The sequence below is a fragment of the Sinomonas sp. ASV486 genome (genome assembly GCF_030908215.1).
Lineage (GTDB): Bacteria > Actinomycetota > Actinomycetes > Actinomycetales > Micrococcaceae > Sinomonas > Sinomonas puerhi.
Genome location: NZ_JAVFJK010000001.1, coordinates 414,844 through 437,867, shown reverse-complemented (window position 1 = coordinate 437,867; position 23,024 = coordinate 414,844). Strand labels below are relative to the sequence as shown.

The following is a 23,024-nucleotide window of genomic DNA, read 5'->3' as shown; positions in this document are numbered from 1 at the left end:
CCAGCCTGTGAACCCGGCGAAGGCCAACCCCGGAGAGGCGCTCGAGGCTGCATCCGAGCTCTACGCGCGACGCGTCGAGCGTGCTCGTGAGGAAGCCGCGGCCGGCAGAACCGTCGTCGGCTTCGTCGGGGCGGACGTCCCGCGCGAGCTCATCGTCGCGGCCGGGGCCATTCCACTGCGCCTGCACAGCCGCCCTGGCTTCGCCTCCGGCGATGCGAAGGACCTGCTCGGCGAGGCCATTGACCCGGTCGCCCACTCCATCCTCGGCCAGATCCTGGCCGGCGAGCTGGACTTCCTGGCCGGGATCGCCTTCTCACGCGACAGCAGCGCGTCCCTCCAGCAGTTCTACGTGGCGCGCCAACTGGCCTCGCGGCGGCCGTCCCTGCCACCTGTGCACCTCGTCGATCTCCTGCACCTTCGGAGAGAGTCGAGTCTCGAGTACGACCGCCGCGAGGTACACCGCTTTGCGAAGACGCTCAGCAACTGGACTGGGCGCGAGGTCTCGGCCGAGACCCTCCGCGAGGCGATGCGCGGCTGCAGCGAGCTCAGGGAGCGCCTTGGCAAGGCCCAGAAGCTCCGCCGCGAGGGTCGCCTAACGGGGAGTCAGAGCCTGCACCTGTTCGCGGCAGCCGAGTCGCTGCATCCCCGCGATGCGCTCAAGCTCGTCAACCGGGCTCTGCTTGAGCAGGCCGACACCGCGGAGATCGATGGCCTCAGGGTCTTCTTCTCGGGCAGCGGCCAGGACACGGACACCATCTACGCCTGCCTCGAAGCGCTCGGGGCGCACATCGTCGGCGAAGACCACGACTGGGGCCAGCTTCGGCTCACCGTCTCCTGCGACCCGAGCGCATCGGACCACGTCGAGGGGCTTCTTGACGAGCTTGCCCGCGCCTACCATCGCAGCGGCCCCGCCGCAGCGACATCTGCGATGGCAGAGCGCGCGCGGTGGACGGTCGACCAGGCCCGCTTCGCTGGCGTCGGAATGGTCCTGTGCTTCACACGAGCGTTCGACGACGCGCCCGCGTGGGACTACCCCCCGCAGCGGGAGCTCCTCGCGGAGGCGGACATCCCGTCGGTGCTGCTCAGCAGGCAGCCAGCCGATGGTTCCCCACAGCAACTGGAACGGGCACTCGCTCCCTTCCTCGAACGCACCACGGCGGGACAGCTATGACCAGAAAACGACTTCCCTCGGCGCTGAGGGCCTCTGCCTACCAGAAGCAATGGTTCGCCGGTCTGCAGAAAGCAGCCGCGGAGGGGCAACCGATCGCCCTCGTCAACGCCGACGCTCCGCAGGAGATCCTGCGCGCAATGGACATCCCCTACGTCGTCAACCAATGGTGGGCCTCAGTGGTCTCCGCCAAGCGGATGGCTGACCGGAGTCTCGACGCGCTGCGCGAACGGGGGTTCCCCGACTACTCCAGACAATACGACGCCGTCGCGTTCGGCGCCGCTCAGCTTCCCCCCGAGGAAGCGCCATGGGGCGGCCTGCCGACGCCCGACTTCGTCATCGCCGAGACGAGCGGGGACTCCGCGCGGAAGGTCTTTGACCTGTGGGCCGAGACGGGCCGGACGGAGTTCTTCGCGTTCGAGCGCACCTCGGCGGTGACCGTGCCTTCCCAATGGTGGGAACTTGTTCCGCACCATTGGGAGGAAGCCTTCGGCCCCGCGCGCCTGGACCTCATGACCGCGGAGAACTGGGAGCTCGTGGAGCTCCTCGAGCGGCGCGCCGGCCGGAAGTTCGAGCTCGAGCGGCTCGCTTCGGTCATGGACCTCGTGAATGAGCAGGCCGAGTGGAACCGCCGCACCCGTGACCTCCTCGCCGCCACGCGCCCGGCGCCGATCGGGGTCCACGACATCATCAACAGCGTCATGATCCCGCAGTGGCACCGCGGCACCGAGTGGGCCCGCGACGCCGCCAGGACGCTCTACCACGAGGTGCGTGACGCCGTCGACCGCGGGGACGCCGTGTGCCCTGGCGAGAAGGCGCGGCTCATGTGGATCGGCCGCGGCCTGTGGTTCGACATGGACATCTACTCCCGCTTCGAGCGCGAGTTCGGGGCCGTCTTCGTGTGGTCGATGTACCTCGCTCTCGCCGCGGACGGGTACGTCCGCTACGGCGAGGACCCGATGCGGACCCTCGCCGCCAGGTTCGTCGGGATGACGGATCAGCTCTATACCCCAGGCTGGGCGGAAGGCTGGTACGTCAAGGAGGCGCTCAACCACGGGGTCGACGGTGTCATCCACCTCGTGGCCGACGACGTCCCCGGCGCCCACTTCACGACCGAGGCCCTCGAGGCCGCGGGCATCCCTGTTCTGGAGGTCCGCGCGAACAACGCCGACCCCCGCTCGACAGACCCCGCGGCGTTCAGCGCGGCCATCGGCGACTTCCTCGCCGCCCGCGTCACGCCCCAGGACCGGGTGGAGCACGAGGAGCGGATTCAGAGCTAGCCCCTCGGGTTGCTGGGCTGCCGTGGTCAGTGGTGCTGGGGTGTGCGGATGCGCAGGCTGATGAGAGCGGCGGCCAGGAGCGCGACTGCGGCGATGGTGAAGCTGAGCTGCAGCCCGGGGACGAAAGTGTCGGGATTGGCGATGAACGCGCCGAAAACGGCGATCGCGACTGCGCCGCCGACTTGGCGGAAGGTGTTGAAGACTGCGCTTGCGGTGCCGGCGCGTTCGGCCGGGACGCTGGCGAGCACGACCGAGGTCACTGGTGGCATGGCGACCGAGCCGCCGGTTCCGGTGAAGATCAGGAACACGCCGGCGAGGATCGGCGATCCGGTAGGCGCGCTGGAGAGCAGTCCGATGAACCCTGCTGCCATGAGGATGAAGCCGAACACGATTGGAACCCGCGCGCCGTACCGGTTGGCGAGGGTCCCGCTGATGATGTTGCCGGTGATGCTGAATGCTGCGGATGGGAGGAAGACGAGACCGGCGAGGAGGGGGCTCAGGCCGAGGTGTTGTTGGAGGTAGAGGCTGACGACGAAGACGGAGCCGAAGTTGCCGACCATGAAGACGAATCCGTCGAGGAGTGCGACGCGCATTCCGCTGTAGCGGAAGAGTTCGAGCGGCATCATCGGGTGGCGGACTCGCGCCTGGATGAGGAGGAAGCCGGCGATGCCGGCCGCGGCGACGACGAGCGCCAGGATGACGGAGAGTTGTCCGAAGCCCTGGTCGCCGCCGGTGATGAGTCCATACATGAGGGCGGCCAGCGAGACGACGGCCACGGCCTGCCCGGCCCAGTCGAACGGGGTCGGCCGTTTCGGCGAGTGGGCGACGAAGGCCCGGAGCACCAGCATCGCGACACAGATGGGGAGATTGATGCCGAACACGAGCCGCCAGTCAACTGTCGTCAGCGCACCGCCGACGAGGGGGCCGACCGCGCCGGCGACGGCGCCGCCGACCGCCCAGATGCCGAGGGCGTGAGTGCGCCTGCGCGGGTCGGGGAATGCTTCGCGGATGAGCGCCATTGATGCGGGCAGCATGATCGCAGCGCCCGCGCCTTGGAGGACGCGGGCTGCGATCAGCAGACCCGGCGACGGCGCGACGGCGCAGCCGATCGACGCTACGAGGAAAAGAACGATGCCGCATCCGAAGGAACGCTTGGCGCCGATCCGGTCGGACAGGTTGCCGGCGAACAGCAGCAGCACGGCGAAGGTGAGTGTGTAGCCGTCGATCACCCACTGCCGCCCCGCAGTGCCGCCGCCGAGCTCGATGCCGATCTGGGTCAGGGCGAGGTTGACGATGAGGATGTCGAGGGTGATCAGGAAGAACCCGAGCGACGCCAGAAGCAGCGTGATGCGCGGTCGGCCCCCCGTGGCATCGGCGGGAGCGGCGGGTGCCGGAGTCGTTGTGGGGTCGGTGCGGGGCACAGAAGTCCTTCCGGACCGGTGGCGGTGGGGGGTCAGTGGGTGAAGATGCGCTTTGCGATGTTGATCGCGGAGAGCGCCTTGGGCCAGCCGGCGTAGAACGCCAGATGGATCATGACCTCTTTCAGTTCGGTCTCGGTCAGGCCGTTCTGTTTCGCGATCTTCAGATGCGCCTCGAGCTGTTCCCAGTTGCCGGCCGTGATGAGGCTTGCGACCGTGATCAGGCTCCGGTCGCGTTTGGGCAGCTCGGGGCGTTCCCAGATGTCGCCAAAGAGGACGTCGTCGGTGATGTCGACGATCTTGGGTGTGAAGTCTCCGATTGCTTTGCGTAGGCCGCTGGGTTCGCGCTTGGCTGGCATGGCCTTCCTCTCTGGACTCGCGATTCGTTGGAACGGGTGTTCGCTATCAAGAGAACCGTCAATTCCATGCGGGCGGGAGGCCCTGGTGAAAGGTGTTCTGGCAGGGAACCCCATCGCGCTGGCTTCGCACGTACGGTGGAGGCCATGACGATGCAGAAGCGAACTCTCGGCACTGCGGCGCTCGACGTGTCCGCGATCGGGCTGGGCTGTATGACGATGACCGGTGGGTACAGCGGACGGCCCGACCGTGCCCAGATGATCGAAGTGATCCGTGCCGCCGTGGAGCGCGGGGTCACATTCTTCGACACGGCGGAGATCTACGGTCCGCACGCGAACGAGGAACTCGTCGGGGAGGCGCTGGCGCCGGTGCGGCACTCGGTCGTCATCGCCACCAAGTACGCGCAGGACATCGACCCTGTCGAACGGAAGCCGCGTGGAAGGATGCTGCTGCCCGGTGATCTCGCGGCCGCGGTCGAGGGCTCGCTCGCCAGGTTGCGCACGGACACGATCGACCTGTACTACCAACACCGCGTCAATCCGGCTGCCCCTATCGAGGACTTCGCCGGCGCCGTCGGGGAGCTGATCGACGCCGGGAAGATCCGCAGCTGGGGGCTCTCCGAGGCATCCGCAACGACGATCGGGCGGGCCAACGCCGTCACACCGGTCACTGCCGTCCAGAGCGAGTATTCGCTCTGGTGGCGTCGACCCGAAGCGGGCGTGCTCGCCGTCTGCGAGGCGAACGGGATCGGGTTCGTACCCTTCAGTCCCCTCGGCAAGGGATTCCTCACCGGCACCATCGACACCTCGACCACGTTTGACGAGCACAACGATCTGCGCGCGCAGATTCCCCGGTTCGCACCGGCCGCCCTGGAGCACAACCTCGCCCTGGTCGAGACTGTCAAGGATGTAGCCGTCGGGTACGGCGCGACGCCTGGACAGGTGGCTCTGGCCTGGCTGCTGGCCCGCAAACCATGGATCGTACCCATTCCCGGGACAACGAAGCTGCACCGCGTCGAGGAGAACATCGCCGCCGCCGACCTCGCCCTCTCCCCGGAGGATCTCGCGCGTCTGACCGCAGCGTCGGACAACGCCGACATCCAGGGCGGCCGCTACCCGGGATTCCTGGAAGCGCAGACCAACCTGTGAGAAGGGGATGGGAGCCATGAGCACGCAGAACAGCGACGACGTCCGCGAATTCCTCACCTCGCGTCGGGCGAAGGTACGACCGGAGCAGGTCGATCTACCGGGCGGACCGAACCGCCGCGTGCCAGGGCTGCGCCGCACCGAGGTCGCGATGCTCGCCAGCGTCAGTGTCGAGTACTACGCGCGTCTGGAACGCGGAAACCTCAATGGCGTCTCCGACGCCGTCCTGAACGCCATCGCGACGGCGCTGCAGTTGGACGAAGCCGAACGGCAGCACCTCTTCGACCTCGCCCGCGCCGCGAACGCGTCCACGGCCCGCCGTCCACGCAGCAGTTCACGTCCCGCGACGATCAGACCCGGTCTCCAGCTGATGCTCGACGCCGTCACGGGAGGCCCGGCGCTGATCCGCAACGGCCGGATGGACATCCTCGCCACCAACCTCCTTGCCCGAGCCCTGCACGCCGAGGCGTACAGCACCCTGCGCGAGCGGCCAGTCAACCTGGCACGGTTCGCCTTCCTGCACCATGAGAATGCGGAGCGGTTCTACCCGGACTGGGACCTCGCCGCCGACATGATCGTCGCCATCCTGCGAGCCGAAGCCGGCCGAGACCCCCATGACCGGGACATGCAGGATCTGATCGGCGAGCTCTCCACGCGAAGCGAGGAATTCCGGATTAAGTGGGGCGACCACAACGTCCGCCGCCACGTCACCGGCGTCAAACGGTTCCTGCACCCCGTCGTCGGGGACCTCGAGTTCCTCTTCGAGGGAACCGAGCTCCCCGATCAGCCGGGCTGGAGCTTGAACGTGTACATGGCCGAACCCGGTACACCCACCGCCGACGCGCTCCGCATCCTCGCCAGCTGGGAGGCCACCCGCGAGCAGGAGGAGGACACCGGGGACCAGAACGCGCACTCAGCCTCGACTGCTCGAGCGGCTGGCTGACGCGCGCACGCGACGGCGGTCTCTCCGATCGCTTCGGCGTCTTCGAGGATCGGGAGGATGTGGGCGGATGTCGTGCTGCTCAGTTCGCTAACTCGACAGCCTGCACCTCGACGATGTGCGCTCGGTTCCGTTCTTAAGGGTGCGCACCAGCCTATGGGGGCTGACCGGGACGAGGCCGCTCCCTCCCTCGGGAACATCGGCGAAGAGGACTCGACGTGCTCGCCCGACGTGAGGACCTGGATCGCTGGCCCCCACGGCACCGGCGTATGGATTTGAGGGATCCTCAGCCGGCGTACTGCGGGCACGCCTCGTTGGAACAGCCCTTGTCCCTCGGGGTCCATTTGTCCCCGTCCTGCTGCCACACGATGTGCCGGTGCTGGCCGCACAGCTCGCACGTCGGTGCGACGAAGCTGTGCTTCTCTTCTTCCGTGTAGGCGCGGAAGTCTGACATGGTTCCTCCTCGACTTCGGGAGTCCCCACACTACGCCGGGCCCCCGGGCGCGGCCAGAGCCTGAAGGCCCGCCGAGGCCTGAAGGCCAGGCGTCCGAAGGCTAGGCGAGCGCGAGGGTGACTTCGATGTTGCCCCGGGTCGCGTTGGAGTAGGGGCAGATTTCGTGTGCGCGCGCCATGAGGTCCTCGGCCGTTGCCGCGTCGATCTCCGGCAGGCTCACTTCGAGCTGGGCGCTGAGACCATACCCGCCGGTCGGCAGGGCGTGCAGCGAGACGTCCGCGGCAACCTCCGAGCCGCTAGCGTCGACGTTCGCGCGCGACGCGACGAGCTTGAGCGCGGAGTGGAAGCAGGCCGCATAGCCTGCAGCGAACAGCTGCTCCGGGTTGGTGGCCCCACCAGGTCCGCCAAGTTCCCGGGGAACGCGGACCGGCTCGTCGAGATGGCCGTCAGGGGACTGGATCCGGCCGTTGCGACCGTCTCCGAGCGCGATGGCGCTTGCCGTGTAGAGGGTTTCCATGCGAGCAATCATATTGCACACAATATAACTGTGCAAAGTACTATGGGGTGATGACGACTCAGGCGTACCCCCAGCTCGAGCTCGACGCCCAGCTGTGCCTTCCCCTGCACGCGGCGACGCGCGCCGTGACCCGCGCCTACGGGCATCTACTCGCTCAGGAGGGCCTCACGTACCCCCAGTACCTCACCATGCTCGCGGTGTGGGACGCCGCCGATCCCGTCAACGTGGGCGAGATCGGGGAGCGCCTCCGCTTGGACTCGGGGACCCTCACCCCGCTCCTCAAGCGGCTCGAGGCCGCAGGCCTCGTCGAGCGCCGCCGGGACCCGGGCGACGAGCGCCGCGTCCTGATCTCGACGACGCCGGAAGGCATGGCCCTCAGGGATCGCGTGGCGAGCGTCCCGCGTCGACTCGCCGCGGCGCTCGCGCTCGACGAGGAGGAAACGCGGGCCCTGCGCTCCCTCCTGGCCAAGGCTATGCTGCACCTCGACGCCTTCGAGGCGACGGCAGGCCACGGTTCCTGAGTCCATGAAGCTCAGGAGTTGTGGGCGCCAGCCGACGCGAGGAGCCGGCACGGCTCATCGTCGAGGTCGTTGAGCGTGCGCAGCCGCTCCCGCCGCGTGAACGGATGCGAAGGTGCGGACCGCTCCCGTCAGTAGCCGGAGGTGCCCGCCATGAGCGCCGCCTGGATCATGTTCCCGTTGGCACCCACGACGTACCAGACGCCCGCCACGCCCTGACCCTTGGTGTCGCCCGCCGCGGTGTCCTTGGCGTAGTAGTAGAGGGGCATGCCGTTGATCGTCACCTGATCCTTGCCGTCGGCGGTCTTGATGCTCCCGATCGTGCCGGTGACCCCCTGAAGTGTCGGAGTACCCGTAGTGGTGACAGCAGGCCAGAGGGGCGCGCACCCGCCGACGCACGCACTCGCCGTCGTGCCCTTGTTGTCCCTGGTGTAGACGTAAACGGTCATGGACTTCCCGTCTACGACAATGGTCTGCCCGCCCGCGTTCGAGGTCTTGAGCGTGACGCCGGCGGCCGCCTGCGATGACGCTGGCGCGGAGGACGACGCGGGCGCGGAGGACGACGCCGGTGCGGAGGATGACGCTGGCGCGGAGGACGACGCCGGTGCGCCTGCCGAGGATGACGTCGACCCCCCGCTCGTGCCGCCGCAGCCGGCGAGTGCCAAGGCCGGCACCGCCCAGGCTGCGGCCATCCACACGGCTGCTCGCTTGTTCATGGTTTGCCTTTCCGTTCGTGCGGCGGTTGGCCCGTCGCTCTGCCCCTCAGACGCCTCCGGGCGCAGAATGGTTCAGGCGGAATGAACCGAATCGGCTCCGGGCGCGTGTGAGTGGCGAGGAGGCCTGCATGCCCATGGATGAGGACGCTGTCGCGGCGCTCTACCGCGAGCACGGCGCCGCGCTCCGCCGCTTCGCGCGTGGGGCGGTGGGCAGCTCGAAAGCGGAGGACATTGTGCAGGAGGCGATCATCCGCGTGTGGCGCCAGGCACCGCCGGACACCCAGAGCCTCCGTGCCTACCTGTACCGGACAGTGAGGAACCTGATCGTGGACCAGCACCGCCTCGCCGCGCGGCGCCCGAGGTCCGCGGCCTCAATCGACGAGATGCCCGACGGCTTCGCCGTGGCCGTGGATGTGGAGCGCATCGACGAGCTCCTCGACCGCGTAGTGATGGAGGAGGCCCTCGCCCGGCTCACGCCGGAGCACCGTCAGGCGCTCGTGGCCGTGCACTACCGCCGGCTCAGCGTCGCGGAAGCAGCCCAAGAGCTCGGTGTACCGGCCGGAACCGTGAAGTCCCGCTGCTTCTACGCGCTCAAGTCCCTGCGCTCCGCGCTCGACGAGATGGGGGTGGACCGATGACCGCCACACAGCATCCCTCCGGGCACGAAGGACTCCGCCTCGACCTCGGCGCCTACGTGCTGGGCGCCCTCTCGCCGGACGAAGCCAGGGCGGTCGAGGTACACCTCGCGGCGTGCGTCCACTGCCGCGCCGAGCTCGCCTCGCTCGAGACCCTGCCGGCGCTCCTCGACGCGGTTCCCCTCGCGCGCGCCGGGGAGATCGCGCACGACGACGCCCGCTCGCCTGACTATGCCCTCGGGCCAGCCGGCGCGCCGCGCGAGCTGCTCGCCCGGGTGGCCCGGCGCCGTCGTGCGCGTTCGGCGGTGTGGGCGGGGTCCCTCGCTGCGGCGGCCGCGGGGTTCTTCGCCGCGGGAATCGCGGCCGGACCAGTGGTGGGGACCGCGCTCGGTGGGGGCCCCGCCCCATCGGCCCGTCCTTCCGCGACGGCCCCTGCCCCTGCACAGACCCTCACCCTGGCGTCGGAATCCGGCGCGCAGGTTGACCTCGCCCTCGTACGGAAGGGGTGGGGCACCGAGCTGGACCTGACGTGCCACGGGATGCCGAACGGCGGGGTGTTCACGGTGTGGGTGGTCGGCGCCGACGGCTCGTCCCAGCAGGCGGCCAGCTGGAGTTCGGCAGGCTACGCGAGCCGCGCGGTCCTGACCGGTGCGACGTCGATCCAGCTGGCCTCGATCCGGACGGTCGAGATCCGGGACGCCGCCCAGCAGACCATCGCCAGCACCTCAGTCGGCTGAGCTAGCCCCGCACGGCCGTGAGGTCAAAGATCACGCGGCCGGCCGCCAGCGCCTTGTTCTCGAAGCTCGTCAGGACGCGGCCCTCGAATCGGGGCGCCCAGCCGCCCACCTCGTCGACCTCCCCGGTCGCCTCGCAATCCACGCCGGAGGCCCACGCGGCGGTGAGGGGGCTTGCGGAGCCGGCCAGCTCGCCGTCGTGCGCATTGCGGAAGTGCGGCGAGTCCGCGACCACCTCGCGCAGCTGCTGGGCGTAGCCGGACCAGTCGGTCGCGAGCCGCCACACCCCGCCGGGGGCGAGCACCCGCGCCGCGAGGTCGGCGAACGAGTCCCGCACGAGGCGCCGCTTGTGGTGCTTCGACTTGTGCCACGGATCGGGGAAGAACACCCACAGCTCGGCCACGGACCCTGCGGGGAGCATCGTGCCGAGGACCTCGGGGGCGTTGGCCTGGACCACGCGCACGTTCGTGAGGCCGCGCTGCGCGATGCGCAGGAGCGTGTTCGCGAGCCCGGGCTTGTAGACCTCGACGGCGAGGAAGTCGTGCTCCGGGTGCGCCTCGGCCGCCGCGACGATCGCCTCGCCGAGGCCGGAGCCGATCTCGACGACGAGCGGTGCTGCACGCCCGAACTCCGCCGCCGCGTCGAACACGAAGTCCGGATGCACGGACGTGTCCGCGACGTGTCGAGGGACGTCCACCACGTACGCGTCCGCGTGCTCGTCCCACGCAGTCTGCCGCCGCCCCTGCAGGCGGGTTCCGCGCCGCACGAAGCTCACCGGCTGCCGCCGGTACGTCCCGAAGGATGCCTGTGAGCCGGGGGTGACGGGGTTGCCCTGGAGGGGATCGCCGTGGGCCGGCGCGGGGGATTCGGGGTGCTCGCTCATCGCATTAAAGGCTACGGGACGCACGACGGCGCCCCCTCGCGCGCGCAGGTCACGCGCGGGAGGGGGCGCCGTCGGGCTGGAAACTCAGTGCCTGAGATCCTTGCCCTTCGTCTCGGGCAGGGCCAGCACCGTCAGGATCGAGACGCCGACCATGACCACCGCATAGACGTTGAACGCCCAGGACGCGTGCAGGACATCGGCGAAGAGCTGCTGGAGGTACGGCGCCGTGCCGCCGAAGAGCGCCACGCAGATCGAGTAGGGCACGCCCACACCCACGGTGCGGATGTGCGCGGGGAACATCTCGGCATACGCGGCTGGCACGATCGCCGCCGAGCACGCGATGAACACGAGCATGACGGACATCGAGACGAACAGCTGCCAGGCCGAGTCGTGGAGGAGCCACGTCATCGGGAAGTGCAGCACCGCCACCCCGACCCCGCCGATGATCATGACCTTCTTGCGGCCGATCCGGTCGCTCAGCCTTCCCCACAGCGGCAGTGCGATGAGGAACACGACGTTCGCGCCGACACCCGCCCACAGCGCCTCCGAGGCATTGATGTGGAGGCTCGAGATGGCGAAAGCAGGGGCCACGACGCCCCACACGTAGTAGATGATCGTGAGGCCGACCGTCATACCGATCACTTGGAAGGCCTGCTTCCGGTGCTCCACGATCGAGCGCCACATCCGGTGCTTCGGCTGGGTGGTGCCGGAGGCGAGCCCCTCGAACGCCTCGGTCTCGGGCATCCGGAAGCGCATGACGAGGCCGTACAGGCCCAGCGCCGCCCCGAGGAAGAAGGGGATGCGCCAGCCGAAGGCGTCCATCTGCGCCTTGGTCAGCACGCTCGTGAGGAGCACGCCGAGGAAGGTGCCGAAGAGGACCCCGGCGGTCCCGGAGACGTAGATGAGCGAGGACCAGAGCCCGCGCTTCTCCTTCGGCGCGACCTCGGAGAGGTACGTCTGGGAGGAGGGCAGCTCGCCGCCGTGCGCGAGGCCCTGGATGAGCCTGGCGATGAGCAGCGTGAGCGAGGCGAACGCGCCGACCGAGGTGAAGGTCGGGGCGATCGCGATGAGCAGGCTGCCGAAGGCCGCGAGGGCCACGGCGAAGGTCATCGACGTGCGGCGCCCGATCCGGTCGCCGATCCAGCCGAAGACGAGCCCGCCGAAGGGCCGTGCGAGGAAGCCCACCGCGAAGACGGCGAGAGTGGAGAGGATCGCGGACGTGGGGTCTGCTCCGTTGAAGAGCTGCTTCGAGAAGAACGGCGCGAACGTCGCGTAGACGTTCCAGTCGAACCACTCGACGGCGTTCCCCACGCCGGTGCTCATGATCGTCTGTCGCGTGGACGGTGCCTTGCGGAGTCGTCCGGCAACGGCGGTGTTGGTGGACATGGTGGCCTTTCGAAAGGTGAGGATCAGGCGCCCGCGAGGGAGGCGGCCTTGGTCAGGGCGAGGTGGGCGTAGAGGGCCGCGCCGTCCGCGAGCACCGCGTCGTCGAACGTGGCGAAGGGGGAGTGGTTGAACGCTGAGGTGGCAGGGTCGACGCCAGCGGGCACGGCGCTGAGGCCGATGAAGCTCCCGGGCACCTCGGCGAGCACGCGGGAGAAGTCCTCCGAGCCGCTCAGCGGCTGGGCCAGACGCGCGTGGCGGCTCGGCGCGCTCGGGTCGGCGCCGAAGAGCTCCGCGATCGCGGCCTCGGCGAACTCCGTCTCTCGCTCGTCGGTCACGGTGAGCGGGTACTCGGCCTCGTACCGGACCTCGGCATCGAGGCCGTGCGCGTTGGCGATCCCCTTCAGCAGCCGCGGGATCGCCGTCTGCATGCGCTCGCGGTTCGCGCCCGAGAACGTGCGGATGGTCGCGTCGAACTCGGCCGTCTCGGGGATGATGTTGCGCTTGGACCCTGCGGCGAGCCGGCCTACCGTCACGACGCACGGATCGAACATGTCGAACTGGCGCGTGACCATGGTCTGCAGCGCGACGACCATCTCGGCGGCCACCGTCACCGGGTCCTTGGCCATGTGCGGGGCTGAGCCGTGGCCGCCCGCGCCGAGGACCTTGACGAACAGCCCGTCGGAGGCGCTCATCATGACCCCGGGCCGCGTCACGAACTGCCCGTGGGGCGCCATCGACGAGAAGACGTGCATGCCGAAGGCTGCGTCGGCCCGGCGCCCGGCGGCGTCGAGGACGCCCTCGCGGATCATCACGGACGCTCCGTCGTAGCCCTCCTCGCCCGGCTGGAACATGAAGACGACGTCCCCGGCGAGCCGGTGCCGGTTGTCGGAGAGCAGGGTGGCTGCGCCGAGCAGCATAGAGGTGTGCAGGTCGTGGCCGCACGCGTGCATCGCGCCGTCGATCCGCGACGTGAACGGGGCCCCGGTGCGCTCCTGCACGGGCAGGGCGTCCATATCGGCCCTCAGCAGCACGGTGGGGCGGCCCGTTCCGGTCACGGCAGGCGAGGCGGACGACGACGGCGACTCGCCGTCGTCGTGCGGCGCACCGTATGCCGTGGCACGGCCGGTGCCGCGCAGCACCGCAGTGACCGATGTGGTGTCGGTGCCGGTCGAGACCTCAAGCCCGAGCCCATCGAGGGCCGCGAGGACCTTCTCCTGGGTCCGGGGGAGCGCGAGCCCGATCTCCGGCTCCTGGTGGAGGGCGTGCCTCCACTCGGTGAGCTGGCCCTGAAGACTCCGGGCGGTGTCGATGAACTCCATGATTCCTTTCCTGTGACCTGCGCCACGTGGCGATGTCCGCCCCCAGTGTGTGGCCAGATGCGAAGTGACCGACTAAGTTCGTCAGTATCATGCAGACCCTGAGACCAAGTCGTCAGAATCGTGCGGACGGACCGCTGCTGGATGTCCTCTCCGAGGAGGACCTCGAACTCATCAACGCCCTGCAGATCGCCCCCCGCGTCACGTGGCAGGACGCGGGCGCGATCCTTGGGGTGCGTCCCGCCACGCTTGCCGCGCGGTGGGAGCGCCTCGAGTCGCAGGGCCTCGCGTGGATCACGTCCTACGGGGTGGGCGATCCCACCGAGATGACGCTCGCGTTCGTCGACGTCGACTGCTCCCCGGGCACAGTCATGTCCGTGGCGGACGCACTCAACGCGATCCCCGAGGTCCAGACCGTCGAGCTCCCCGCCGGCCACCACGACGCCATGCTGACCGTCTTCACACGATCCCTCTACGACTACGCGAATGTCGTCGCCCCCGCCATCCTGGCCATCCCCGGCGTCGAGAGGATCCATGCGGCGCTCGGCAGCACGCTTCACCAGGCCGGCCACTCGTGGCGGATCCCCGCCCTCGACGCGAAGAAGTCCGCAGCGTTCGCCCAGCTCGCCGAGCGGCCGAGGTCCTCCGGCCCGCTCACGCCGGCGTGCCATGACCTCCTGCCCCTCTTGGCGCGGGACGGGCGGGCCAGCTCGGCGCAGATGGCCAAGGAGCTCGGCCGGAATCCGTCCACGGTCCAGAGGCAGCTCGCGAAGGTGCTCGGGTCCGGGCTCGTCGCGTTCCGCTGCGATGTGGCCCAGCTTGCCGTCGGCTTCCCGGCGACCTGCACGTGGTACGCGAAGGTGCCGTCAGGGCAGCACACCGCTGCGGCCGCGGCGATCCGCTCGATCCGCTCGGTCCGCCTGTCCGCGTCCATCACGGGTCGGGCCAACTTCATCGTCACGATGTGGCTGCGCTCGGTGGCGGAGGTCGCGGCGGCCGAGATGGCCATGGCGGAAAAGGTACCGGGGATTGAGTTCCTCGAAAGCATCGTCGTGCTGAGGGTGACGAAGCGCATGGGCGTCCTCGTCGGCCCGGACAGCAGGGCGCGGGGGCGCGTGGACCTTGCTCCGGCGGCCATCCCGGCCGGTCTGGACTGAGGCGTGCGCGCAGTCTGGCTGGTGGTGTCTGCGCTGGCATGCGGGAAGGCCTCGCAGTCCCTGCTAGTATAGATATTTGGGTCGCCGTGCCCGGCCGGGATTCCCGGAACCGAGCGCCGCGCGGCCTGCGTCGATGAACGCGTTTCCAGGCCCCGCAGCCCCGACCCTCGAGGGCGGGCAGCGGTGAGGCCAGGCTCCCTTTCCTCGGCGAACCCTGTGGGCCGCTTTGGCCTGTGGGGCCGATCCGACGCTGGAGTTCCTACAGCCATGGCTGATCAGACCTTCGTTTCCCTTGGCGTGCCCACGCCCCTGTCCCGCATCCTTGCGGACCAGGGCATCGAGTCGCCGTTCCCCATCCAGACCAAGACCCTTCCCGACACACTGTCGGGCCGTGACGTCCTCGGCCGCGGCCGCACCGGCTCGGGCAAGACCATCGCTTTCGCGCTGCCGCTCGTGGCACGCCTCGCCGAATCGGGCCGCGCAGGCTCGGGGCGCCGTCGTCCGGGCCGCCCGCTCGGGCTCGTGCTCGCCCCGACCCGTGAGCTCGCCACCCAGATCGATGCGACGGTCGCCCCGCTCGCTGCCTCCATGGGGCTGAACACCACGGTGATCTACGGCGGCGTCTCCCAGGCCCGCCAGGAGCGTGCGCTCGGCGGCGGCGTCGACATCATCATCGCGTGCCCCGGCCGGCTCGAGGATCTCGGCCGCCAGGGCATCGTGAACCTGAACGACATCGAGGTCACCGTCCTCGATGAGGCCGACCACATGGCGGACCTCGGCTTCCTGCCCGTGGTCAAGCGCCTCCTCGACCAGACCCCGAAGAACGGCCAGCGCCTGCTCTTCTCGGCGACCCTGGACAATGGCGTGGACAAGATCGTCACGCGCTACCTGCACGAGCCGCTCACCCACTCGGTCGACGCACCGCAGGCCGCGGTGAGCACCATGGAGCACCACGTCCTGCTCACCCAGGACGCCACGAGCAAGAAGAACCTCATCGAGGCGCTCGCGTCCGGCCAGGGCCGTCGCGTGCTGTTCATGCGCACCAAGCACCACGCCAAGCGCCTGGCCCAGCAGCTCACGAAGTCCGGCATCCCCGCCGTCGACCTCCACGGCAATCTGTCCCAGAACGCCCGCGACCGCAATCTCGCGGACTTCGCATCCGGTGCGGTGCGCGTGCTCGTCGCCACCGACGTCGCCGCGCGCGGCGTGCACGTGGACGACGTCGAGCTCGTGGTCCACGTCGACCCGCCGGCCGAGCACAAGGCGTACCTGCACCGCTCTGGCCGCACGGCCCGTGCGGGCTCGGACGGCACCGTTGTGACGATCGTCCTGCCCGAGCAGAAGCACGACGTCCGCAAGCTGCTACGCGACGCCGGCGTCAAGGTCGAGATCACGCCTGTGACGTCGTCCTCGTCCGAGGTCGCAGCGCTCGTCGGCGAGCGTGCCGAGTACGTTGATCCGGAGGTGCGTGCCGCGGCCGTGGCCGCGAAGATGCCGCAGCAGGGCGGCGGCACGTCCACCGGCGCCAACGCGCAGCGCAAGCGCTCACGCCGCGGCCCTGGTGCAGGCCAGGGCACGCGCGACGACGTAGCTCGCCGCGGACGTGGCGGCGCCGGCGGCGAGGGACACCGCAACGACGCTCCGGCCGCGAAGGGCCAGACCGCACGCTCCTCGCAGGGCGGCCAGGATTCTCGGCAGGGCCGGGGCTCGCGGACCCGTGCTGAGGGCTCGGCGCCTGTTCGCGGTCAGCAGCAGCGAGGGCAGCAGCGCGGCGAGCGGACGGGCGGCGAGCAGACCCGCGGAGGGAGCGCAGCCGTGTGGAGCTCGACGACCGGCGGAACCTCCGGCGGCAGCTACTCCGGCGGTTCGGGTTCCGGGGGCCAGCGTGGCCAGGGCAGCCAGGGTGGCCAGGGCCAGCGCGGCAGCCAGGGGCGCGGCCGTGGTCCGCGCCGGGCAGGCGCGCCGGCCTCCAACGCCCGCTGACCCACCCCACTCGTCCGTGAGCTGACGTCGGGTCGTACGGCCCTGAGGCTTCGCCTCAGCACGCCATACACTGGCTGCATGGCCAAGCACGAGACCCCGAATCCCACCCAGTCTGAGGGCGTCCGCACCCTCTCGCCTGAGGATGCCTGGGAACGGGCCCGAACCATGGTTGTGGGCCGGCTGGCCTTCAGCAGCGGCGAGCGCCTCGAGCTCTTCCCGATCAATTACCTCGTGGACCGCGGGACTGTGCTCTTCCGCACAGCCCCGGGCACAAAGCTCGCGGCGTCGATGGGCCGGCTCAAGGTCGCCTTCGAGGTCGACGGCTACGAGGCCGACGTCCGCGAGGCCTGGTCGGTCGTCATCCATGGTGTCCTCGAGCCCGTGCTCAACACCGAAGAGATCGTCGACGCTGTCGCGCTGCCGCTGTTCCCGTGGCAGTCGGGGGAGAAGGCGTTCTTCGTGCGGATCGTTCCGTCCGAGATCACCGGTCGTCAGTTCTTGGTTGCGGACCCGGGTCACTGGGCCTCCCAGTTCATGGGCGGCCCTCGGGCCTCGGGCGAGTAGCACCCAGCCGAGCTCCATCGGGCGGTGCGGCGTCACCCGACTCACCGGCGTCATGCGCCCTACCAACGCCAGCGAGACGCCGAACCCGACCCGCACACCGCATGGTTAGCCCACCGCCGTGAGTCCGGCCGTGCACGCGACTCTGAACCGGGTGGGAGGTCCACACGAATCGTGGCCCCACCCGGCGGAGCAGTAGACCGCGTCGGAGAACTCTGTGGATCCCGTCCGGCAGGGCAGACTGGTATGCATGAAGACTCTTCTGAATCTCATCTGGTTCATCTTCGGCGGCTTCGTCCTGGCCCTCGGCTACTTCCTCGCGGGACTGATCTGCTGCGCCCTCATCGTCACCATCCCGTGGGGCATAGCGTCGTTCCGCATCGCCTCCTACGCCTTGTGGCCGTTCGGCCGCACGATCGTGGACAAGGGCGGACGCGTCGGAACGGCCTCGATGATCGGGAACATCATCTGGCTCCTCGTGGCAGGAATCTGGATTGCCATCGGCCACGTCGCGACGGCCATCGCCATGGCCACGACGATCATCGGCATCCCCCTCGCGATCGCAAACCTCAAGCTCATTCCGGTCTCGCTCATGCCGCTCGGCAAGGAAATCGTGCCCACCGACCGCCTTCTCGCAGGCTTCGGGCGCTGACCCGGCGCGTCGAACCGGTTGCAGCGCTCTTGGACACGTGCCTGAGCGCACTATAGGTTTGGTCTGATAAGGAGGCACGAATGCCCGAACTCGATAGTTCACTTGCCGGCGAGTGGAAGTTCGACCCCGCACACACGCGACTCGGCTTCTCGACGCGCCATGCGATGGTCACCAAGGTACGCGGCGCGTTCAACGACGTCGAAGGCGTCATCAACGTGGACGTCGACGAGCCGACCAACTCGTCCGTCAACGTCGTCATCCAGGTGAAGAGCATCGACACCCGCAATGCACAGCGTGACGAGCACCTTCGGACCAATGACTTCTTCGATGCGCCGCACCATCCGGAGATCACGTTCGTCTCGAAGCGAATTGACCAGGTCGAGGAGAATAGCTTCATCGTCAACGGCGACCTGACGATCCGCGGCGTGACGAAGGAGATCGCGGTTCCGATCGAGTTCATCGGCATAGAGACCGACCCGTTCGGCAACATGCGCGCCGGCTTCGAGGGATCACGCCGCATCGACCGCAAGGACTTCGGTGTCAACTGGAACGCTGGCCTCGATTCGGGCGGCGTGCTGGTCTCCGACCGCATCCTGCTCGAGTTCGAGATCTCAGCGATCAAGTCTACTGACAGCGACGGCGACGGCGACAGCAACGAGAAGCCCGATCACGACTGATCATCCGTTCCACCTCCCGTGGCGGATGAACCAGAGGAAGGCCTCCACCCGTTCGTGGCGGTGGCGTTCGTCGAGGCCACGGGTGTCGGGCAGCGGTTCGGAAAGCGGCACTGGCCGCTGCACGTGACGCTCCTGCGCTTCGATATGGCCCCGGAGGCCGCCCTGACGGCGGCTTCCGGGGCCTTTTCGTGCTGTGAGCCGCTCCGCGTCCGGATCGGGCACGACGCCGCCTTCGGCTATCGAGGCCGGGTGCAGGTCTCGCTCGTGGAGCACGACGCCGGCCTGCAGGCCCTGCACGAGCGGATCCTCAAGGCGGTGGCCGCGGGCGGGGGGCGAATTCACAGCCCCCATCACACCGGCCGGGGCTTCCGGCCGCACGTGTCCGTTCAGGGCGAGCGACGCGTCCACCCGGGGCAGACGGTCCTCCTTGGCGGCGTGTCGCTCGTGGACATGGCCCCGGACGGGGACGCCGAGTGGCGCATGCCGATCGGGGAGTGGGGCGAGGGCACATCGAACGCTGGCACATCGGACGCCGGCTGACCCCGGGTCCTTGGGACGTGACCCCGCGTGCTTGGGACGTGACCCCGGGTCCTTGGGGGCGAGCCCTCAGTACTGGGCGAGCCAGGAGCCTGCGGCGAGCTCCGTCCGCAGGTTCTCACGCGCGCGGGCGTCCCACAGCGAGCGCCCGGCGGTTGTGTGGAACAGCGGATCCAGCCCGAGCAGCTGATTGAGGACCGCGGCGCGGCCCGCGCGGAAGGCGTTGTCCGGGACATGGGCGAACTCGGCCCGGACCTGTCCCGCATACCGGCGGTACCCGTTCTGGTCGCGGCCCAGTACCGCGAGGTCGGCGTCGCACAGGAGCTGCCCCGCGGCGTCGTGCGTCTCGGGGGAGTGCCCAGCGGTGAGCCGGACGAGCCGGCCCACTTCGCCGATCTCGGCGTCGGACAGGCCCGCAGCGGAGAGACGGTCCTCGGCCAGCAGCGCAGATTCCTCCTCGTCGGAAGCGGGCGCAGCACCGCCGAGGCCAGCCCGGTACACGGCGTCGTGGAACCACGCCGCGAGGACGACGGCGCGCGGTACCTCTCGCGGGGACGCGCCCCCGTCGGCGATCACCTCCAGGGACGTCAGGACCGCGAAGAGATGGGCGCGCGTGTGGTAGCGGCGGTGCGGCTCGGCCCAGCGGTCCAGAAGCTCGCGGCCGAGGTCCCCGCGCCCGGGGAGTGCGGCGTCCCACCGCTGGAGCAGGGGCAGTTCGAGGGCCTTCGCGCGCTCGCGTGCGGGGATGCGCAGGCCCGACGCGATGAGCGTGCGGGCCAGATGCCTGCCCGAGACCTCGTGGGCTCCGAGCGCTACGAGTTCGTGGTGGCGGCGCTCGGGGACGTCGTAGTGGTCCTCGTCGAAGGCGCGTTCGGGAATCTCTGCTGCGGCCGCGAAGGCATGCAGCTCCGCGAGCGAGGTGTCCGAGATGAGATGGGCGAACACCGTCCCGTGGGCGGGCCAGATAGGGGAATCGATGAGGATCGCCATGCGCACCAGCATGCCACCGGATGCCCGGTCCGTGTGACTTCGTCCCGCAGGGGCAATTCCCTGCCCGCTGGCTTTTGTTCTCCAGACCTGAGTCATCTACACTCAACTTAGATGCGTTGACCTGAGTGAGGTCAGCGCGGTTGGATGGGTCTGGAAGCTGCGTGGAAGGGAGCTCGTTTTGGACGTCAAATTCACTACCAAGAGCCAGGAGGCGCTGTCGGCCGCCGCGATGAACGCGTCGACGGCGGGCAACCCTCAGATCGAACCGGCGCACCTCCTCAAGGCGCTCATGGACCAGCGCGAGGGCGTCGCCGTCGCCCTCCTGCGCGCCACGGGAGCGGACCCGGACGCCGTGAGCGTTGCCGCGAGCACCGCCATCAAGGCGCTCCCCTCAAGCTCAGGAACCACGGTGGCGCAGGCCCAGCTCAGCCGTCAGGGGCTGCAGGTCATCAGCGCCGCGCAGCAGCAGGCCGAGCAGATGGGCGACTCCTTCGTCTCGACCGAACACCTCCTCCTCGGGCTCGCGGCCGACGGCGGCGCGGTCGGCAAGGCGCTGCGTGACAACGGCGCCGCCCTCGAGTCGCTCAAGGCCGCCCTGCACGGCGTCCGCGGCGACCGCAAGGTGGACTCCCCGGACCCCGAGGGGACGTTCCAGGCGCTCGAGAAGTACGGGACGGACCTCACCGCCATCGCACGGTCCGGCAAGCTCGACCCGGTGATCGGGCGCGACTCCGAGATCCGCCGGGTCATCCAGGTCCTCTCGCGCCGCACCAAGAACAACCCCGTGCTGATCGGCGAGCCGGGCGTCGGCAAGACCGCCGTCGTCGAAGGCCTCGCCCAGCGCATGGTGGCGGGCGACGTCCCGGAGAGCCTGCGCGGGAAGACCCTCATCTCACTTGACCTCGGTTCCATGGTGGCTGGCGCCAAGTACCGCGGCGAGTTCGAAGAGCGGCTCAAGGCTGTCCTCGAGGAGATCAAGGCCTCCGAGGGCCAGATCGTCACGTTCATCGACGAGATCCACACGGTGGTCGGCGCGGGCGCTACCGGCGATTCCTCGATGGACGCCGGCAACATGCTCAAGCCCATGCTGGCCCGCGGCGAGCTGCGCCTCATCGGCGCGACGACCCTCGACGAATACCGCCAGAACATCGAGAAGGACGCGGCACTCGAGCGCCGCTTCCAGCAGGTGTTCGTGGGCGAGCCGAGCGTGGACGACACGATCGCGATCCTCCGCGGGCTCAAGGAGCGCTACGAGGCGCACCACAAGGTGGCCATCGCCGACTCCGCGCTCGTCGCGGCAGCAACGCTGTCCAACCGGTACATCTCCGGACGCCAGCTCCCGGACAAGGCCATCGACCTTGTCGACGAGGCCGCGTCCCGCCTGCGCATGGAGATCGATTCGGCGCCGGAGGAGATCGACCAGCTGCGCCGCGCCGTCGACCGTCTCACGATGGAGGAGATGGCGCTCGACGGCGAGGCGGACGCCGCGAGCATCGAGCGGCTGGCCGCGCTCCGGGAGGACATGGCGGACAAAAAGGAGGAGCTCGCCGCCCTCAACGCGCGCTGGGAAGCCGAGAAGACCGGCCTCAACCGCGTCGGCGAACTCAAGTCGAAGCTCGACGAGCTCCGTTCCCTCGCTGACAAGGCCCAGCGCGAGGGCGACCTCGGCGAGGCCTCCCGCATCCTCTACGGCGAGATCCCGACGTTCGAGCACGAACTCTCAGAGGCAACTGCCGCGACCGAGGCGGAAGCCGCCGAGGGCACCGGGGGGCGCGAGCGGGGCGCAGGCAAGAAGATGGTCGCCGAGGATGTCACGGCGGACGACATCGCCGAGGTCATCTCGGCGTGGACCGGCATCCCCGCAGGGCGCATGCTCCAGGGCGAGAGCCAGAAGCTGCTGCACATGGAGGCGGAGCTCGGCAAGCGGCTCATCGGCCAGGCGAAGGCGGTCAGTGCGGTCTCGGACGCCGTGCGGCGCGCCCGCGCCGGGATCAGCGACCCGAACCGCCCCACGGGCTCGTTCCTGTTCCTCGGCCCGACCGGAGTTGGCAAGACCGAGCTCGCCAAGGCGCTCGCGGACTTCCTCTTCGACGACGAGCGCGCCATGGTGCGCATCGACATGAGCGAGTACTCGGAGAAGCACACCGTGGCACGCCTCGTCGGAGCCCCTCCCGGGTACGTCGGCTACGAGGAGGGCGGTCAGCTCACCGAGGCAGTGCGGCGTCGGCCGTATTCGGTGATCCTCCTCGACGAGGTCGAGAAGGCCCACCCCGAGGTCTTCGACATCCTGCTGCAGGTCCTCGACGACGGGCGGCTCACGGACGGCCAGGGCCGCACCGTGGACTTCCGCAACGTGATCCTCGTGCTGACCTCGAACCTCGGGAGCCAGTTCCTCGTGGACCCCTCACTGAGCGAGGGCTCGAAGCGGGATGCCGTCATGAGCGTGGTCAATGCCTCGTTCAAGCCGGAGTTCCTCAACCGGCTCGACGACGTGATCATGTTCGACGCGCTCTCCGTCGACGAACTGTCCAGGATTGTCGAGCTGCAGGTTGCCTCGCTCCAGGCCCGCCTCACGGAGCGCCGGCTCACGCTCGAGGTCACCGACGGCGCCCGCGCGTGGCTCGCGATGACCGGCTACGACCCGGCCTACGGTGCGAGGCCGCTGCGGCGCCTTGTGCAGCGCGAGATCGGTGACAGGCTCGCCAAGGAGATCCTCGCCGGGGAGATTGTCGACGGCGACACGGTCCTCGTCGACGTTGCCGACGTCGAGGTGGATCTCAAGGACCTCACCGGTGCGACGAGCGGCCTGAGCGTCAGGCGCAAGGTACCCGCAGTCCAGTAGCCGCCGAGGTCACCCCGGGTGGCGCCGAGGTCACCCCGGGTGGCGCCGAGATCGGATTCTCGGGCGCGATGTCGACGTCACGCGGGGTGACCTCGCGCTCGCACGGGGTGACCTCGCGCTCGCACGGGGTGACCTCGCGCTCACATGGGGTGACCTCG

At 69.3% G+C, this 23,024-nt stretch carries 23 protein-coding genes; 14 read left to right on the top strand and 9 right to left on the bottom strand.

Features of this window, described 5'->3' with window-relative positions; translation table 11 throughout:
* The first annotated feature begins 7 nt into the window (after positions 1 to 7).
* Both RBS60_RS02020 and RBS60_RS02015 read left to right on the top strand, forming a co-directional pair.
* On the top strand, positions 8 to 1,171 hold the full coding sequence (locus tag RBS60_RS02020) for a 2-hydroxyacyl-CoA dehydratase family protein (RefSeq protein WP_307955830.1): 1,164 nt from the start codon (positions 8 to 10) through the stop codon (positions 1,169 to 1,171).
* Positions 1,168 to 2,448: a 2-hydroxyacyl-CoA dehydratase family protein gene (locus tag RBS60_RS02015; protein WP_307955829.1), complete on the top strand. Its 1,281-nt coding sequence runs from the start codon at positions 1,168 to 1,170 to the stop codon at positions 2,446 to 2,448. Before RBS60_RS02020 ends, RBS60_RS02015 begins: the two co-directional genes overlap by 4 nt.
* Positions 2,449 to 2,474: 26 nt before the next feature.
* Here RBS60_RS02015 and RBS60_RS02010 read toward each other — a convergent pair whose 3' ends face one another.
* Together RBS60_RS02010 and RBS60_RS02005 are read right to left on the bottom strand one after the other, a co-directional pair.
* The gene (locus RBS60_RS02010) at positions 2,475 to 3,869 is read right to left on the bottom strand and encodes an MFS transporter (RefSeq protein WP_307955828.1); all 1,395 of its coding nucleotides are present in this window, start codon (positions 3,867 to 3,869) and stop codon (positions 2,475 to 2,477) included.
* 32 nt (positions 3,870 to 3,901) lie between these two features.
* The gene (locus RBS60_RS02005) at positions 3,902 to 4,225 is read right to left on the bottom strand and encodes a carboxymuconolactone decarboxylase family protein (RefSeq protein ID WP_307955827.1); all 324 of its coding nucleotides are present in this window, start codon (positions 4,223 to 4,225) and stop codon (positions 3,902 to 3,904) included.
* Between the two features lie 150 nt (positions 4,226 to 4,375).
* Between RBS60_RS02005 and RBS60_RS02000 the strand changes: the two genes are divergently transcribed.
* Positions 4,376 to 5,371 carry an aldo/keto reductase gene (locus tag RBS60_RS02000; protein WP_374049201.1) on the top strand — a complete coding sequence of 332 codons (996 nt, stop codon included), beginning with the start codon at positions 4,376 to 4,378 and terminating at the stop codon, positions 5,369 to 5,371.
* A gap of 16 nt (positions 5,372 to 5,387) precedes the next feature.
* The gene (locus tag RBS60_RS01995; protein ID WP_374049196.1) at positions 5,388 to 6,311 is read left to right on the top strand and encodes a helix-turn-helix transcriptional regulator; all 924 of its coding nucleotides are present in this window, start codon (positions 5,388 to 5,390) and stop codon (positions 6,309 to 6,311) included.
* A gap of 283 nt (positions 6,312 to 6,594) precedes the next feature.
* Here RBS60_RS01995 and RBS60_RS01990 read toward each other — a convergent pair whose 3' ends face one another.
* Both RBS60_RS01990 and RBS60_RS01985 read right to left on the bottom strand, forming a co-directional pair.
* The gene (locus RBS60_RS01990) at positions 6,595 to 6,762 is read right to left on the bottom strand and encodes a hypothetical protein (protein ID WP_307955824.1); all 168 of its coding nucleotides are present in this window, start codon (positions 6,760 to 6,762) and stop codon (positions 6,595 to 6,597) included.
* A gap of 100 nt (positions 6,763 to 6,862) precedes the next feature.
* A complete protein-coding gene (locus tag RBS60_RS01985; RefSeq protein ID WP_307955823.1) occupies positions 6,863 to 7,279 on the bottom strand; it encodes an organic hydroperoxide resistance protein in 417 nt (138 codons plus the stop codon).
* A 50-nt stretch (positions 7,280 to 7,329) separates the two neighbouring features.
* On the opposite strand from RBS60_RS01985, the gene RBS60_RS01980 reads away from it, so the two are divergent.
* Complete coding sequence (locus tag RBS60_RS01980) at positions 7,330 to 7,800, top strand: MarR family transcriptional regulator (protein WP_307955822.1); 471 nt, start codon at positions 7,330 to 7,332, stop codon at positions 7,798 to 7,800.
* 128 nt (positions 7,801 to 7,928) lie between these two features.
* On the opposite strand, the gene RBS60_RS01975 is transcribed toward RBS60_RS01980, so the two are convergent.
* Positions 7,929 to 8,513 carry a hypothetical protein gene (locus tag RBS60_RS01975; protein ID WP_307955821.1) on the bottom strand — a complete coding sequence of 195 codons (585 nt, stop codon included), beginning with the start codon at positions 8,511 to 8,513 and terminating at the stop codon, positions 7,929 to 7,931.
* Positions 8,514 to 8,641: 128 nt separating this feature from the next.
* On the opposite strand from RBS60_RS01975, the gene RBS60_RS01970 reads away from it, so the two are divergent.
* On the top strand, positions 8,642 to 9,151 hold the full coding sequence (locus tag RBS60_RS01970) for a sigma-70 family RNA polymerase sigma factor (protein WP_307955820.1): 510 nt from the start codon (positions 8,642 to 8,644) through the stop codon (positions 9,149 to 9,151).
* Entirely contained in the window at positions 9,148 to 9,885 is a 738-nt protein-coding gene (locus tag RBS60_RS01965) for a zf-HC2 domain-containing protein (RefSeq protein ID WP_307955819.1), read from the top strand. The genes RBS60_RS01970 and RBS60_RS01965 overlap by 4 nt, the downstream gene beginning before the upstream one ends.
* Before the next feature lies 1 nt (position 9,886).
* Here the strand turns inward: RBS60_RS01965 and trmB are convergent, their stop codons facing one another.
* From trmB to RBS60_RS01950, 3 genes are all read right to left on the bottom strand, one after another.
* A complete protein-coding gene (gene trmB, locus RBS60_RS01960; RefSeq protein WP_307955818.1) occupies positions 9,887 to 10,765 on the bottom strand; it encodes a tRNA (guanosine(46)-N7)-methyltransferase TrmB in 879 nt (292 codons plus the stop codon).
* Positions 10,766 to 10,849: 84 nt separating this feature from the next.
* Positions 10,850 to 12,151, bottom strand: a complete 1,302-nt coding sequence (locus tag RBS60_RS01955) for an MFS transporter (RefSeq protein WP_307955817.1) — start codon at positions 12,149 to 12,151, stop codon at positions 10,850 to 10,852.
* 23 nt (positions 12,152 to 12,174) lie between these two features.
* Positions 12,175 to 13,470, bottom strand: a complete 1,296-nt coding sequence (locus RBS60_RS01950; RefSeq protein ID WP_307955816.1) for a M20 family metallopeptidase — start codon at positions 13,468 to 13,470, stop codon at positions 12,175 to 12,177.
* An 89-nt stretch (positions 13,471 to 13,559) separates the two neighbouring features.
* Between RBS60_RS01950 and RBS60_RS01945 the strand changes: the two genes are divergently transcribed.
* The 6 genes from RBS60_RS01945 to RBS60_RS01920 all read left to right on the top strand — a co-directional run bounded on the left by RBS60_RS01945 (position 13,560) and on the right by RBS60_RS01920 (position 19,037).
* A complete protein-coding gene (locus RBS60_RS01945) occupies positions 13,560 to 14,624 on the top strand; it encodes an Lrp/AsnC family transcriptional regulator (protein WP_307955815.1) in 1,065 nt (354 codons plus the stop codon).
* Between the two features lie 267 nt (positions 14,625 to 14,891).
* Positions 14,892 to 16,607 carry a DEAD/DEAH box helicase gene (locus RBS60_RS01940; RefSeq protein WP_307955814.1) on the top strand — a complete coding sequence of 572 codons (1,716 nt, stop codon included), beginning with the start codon at positions 14,892 to 14,894 and terminating at the stop codon, positions 16,605 to 16,607.
* Positions 16,608 to 16,685: 78 nt separating this feature from the next.
* Positions 16,686 to 17,171, top strand: a complete 486-nt coding sequence (locus RBS60_RS01935) for a pyridoxamine 5'-phosphate oxidase family protein (RefSeq protein ID WP_307955813.1) — start codon at positions 16,686 to 16,688, stop codon at positions 17,169 to 17,171.
* A gap of 247 nt (positions 17,172 to 17,418) precedes the next feature.
* Positions 17,419 to 17,820: a YccF domain-containing protein gene (locus RBS60_RS01930; RefSeq protein WP_307955812.1), complete on the top strand. Its 402-nt coding sequence runs from the start codon at positions 17,419 to 17,421 to the stop codon at positions 17,818 to 17,820.
* An 80-nt stretch (positions 17,821 to 17,900) separates the two neighbouring features.
* Positions 17,901 to 18,497 carry a YceI family protein gene (locus RBS60_RS01925; RefSeq protein ID WP_307955811.1) on the top strand — a complete coding sequence of 199 codons (597 nt, stop codon included), beginning with the start codon at positions 17,901 to 17,903 and terminating at the stop codon, positions 18,495 to 18,497.
* Positions 18,498 to 18,515: 18 nt separating this feature from the next.
* Complete coding sequence (locus RBS60_RS01920; RefSeq protein ID WP_307955810.1) at positions 18,516 to 19,037, top strand: 2'-5' RNA ligase family protein; 522 nt, start codon at positions 18,516 to 18,518, stop codon at positions 19,035 to 19,037.
* A 66-nt stretch (positions 19,038 to 19,103) separates the two neighbouring features.
* Here RBS60_RS01920 and RBS60_RS01915 read toward each other — a convergent pair whose 3' ends face one another.
* Entirely contained in the window at positions 19,104 to 20,024 is a 921-nt protein-coding gene (locus RBS60_RS01915; RefSeq protein ID WP_307955809.1) for a DUF4031 domain-containing protein, read from the bottom strand.
* 178 nt (positions 20,025 to 20,202) lie between these two features.
* Between RBS60_RS01915 and clpB the strand changes: the two genes are divergently transcribed.
* Positions 20,203 to 22,866 carry an ATP-dependent chaperone ClpB gene (gene clpB / locus RBS60_RS01910; RefSeq protein WP_307955808.1) on the top strand — a complete coding sequence of 888 codons (2,664 nt, stop codon included), beginning with the start codon at positions 20,203 to 20,205 and terminating at the stop codon, positions 22,864 to 22,866.
* Positions 22,867 to 23,024 lie beyond the last annotated feature (158 nt).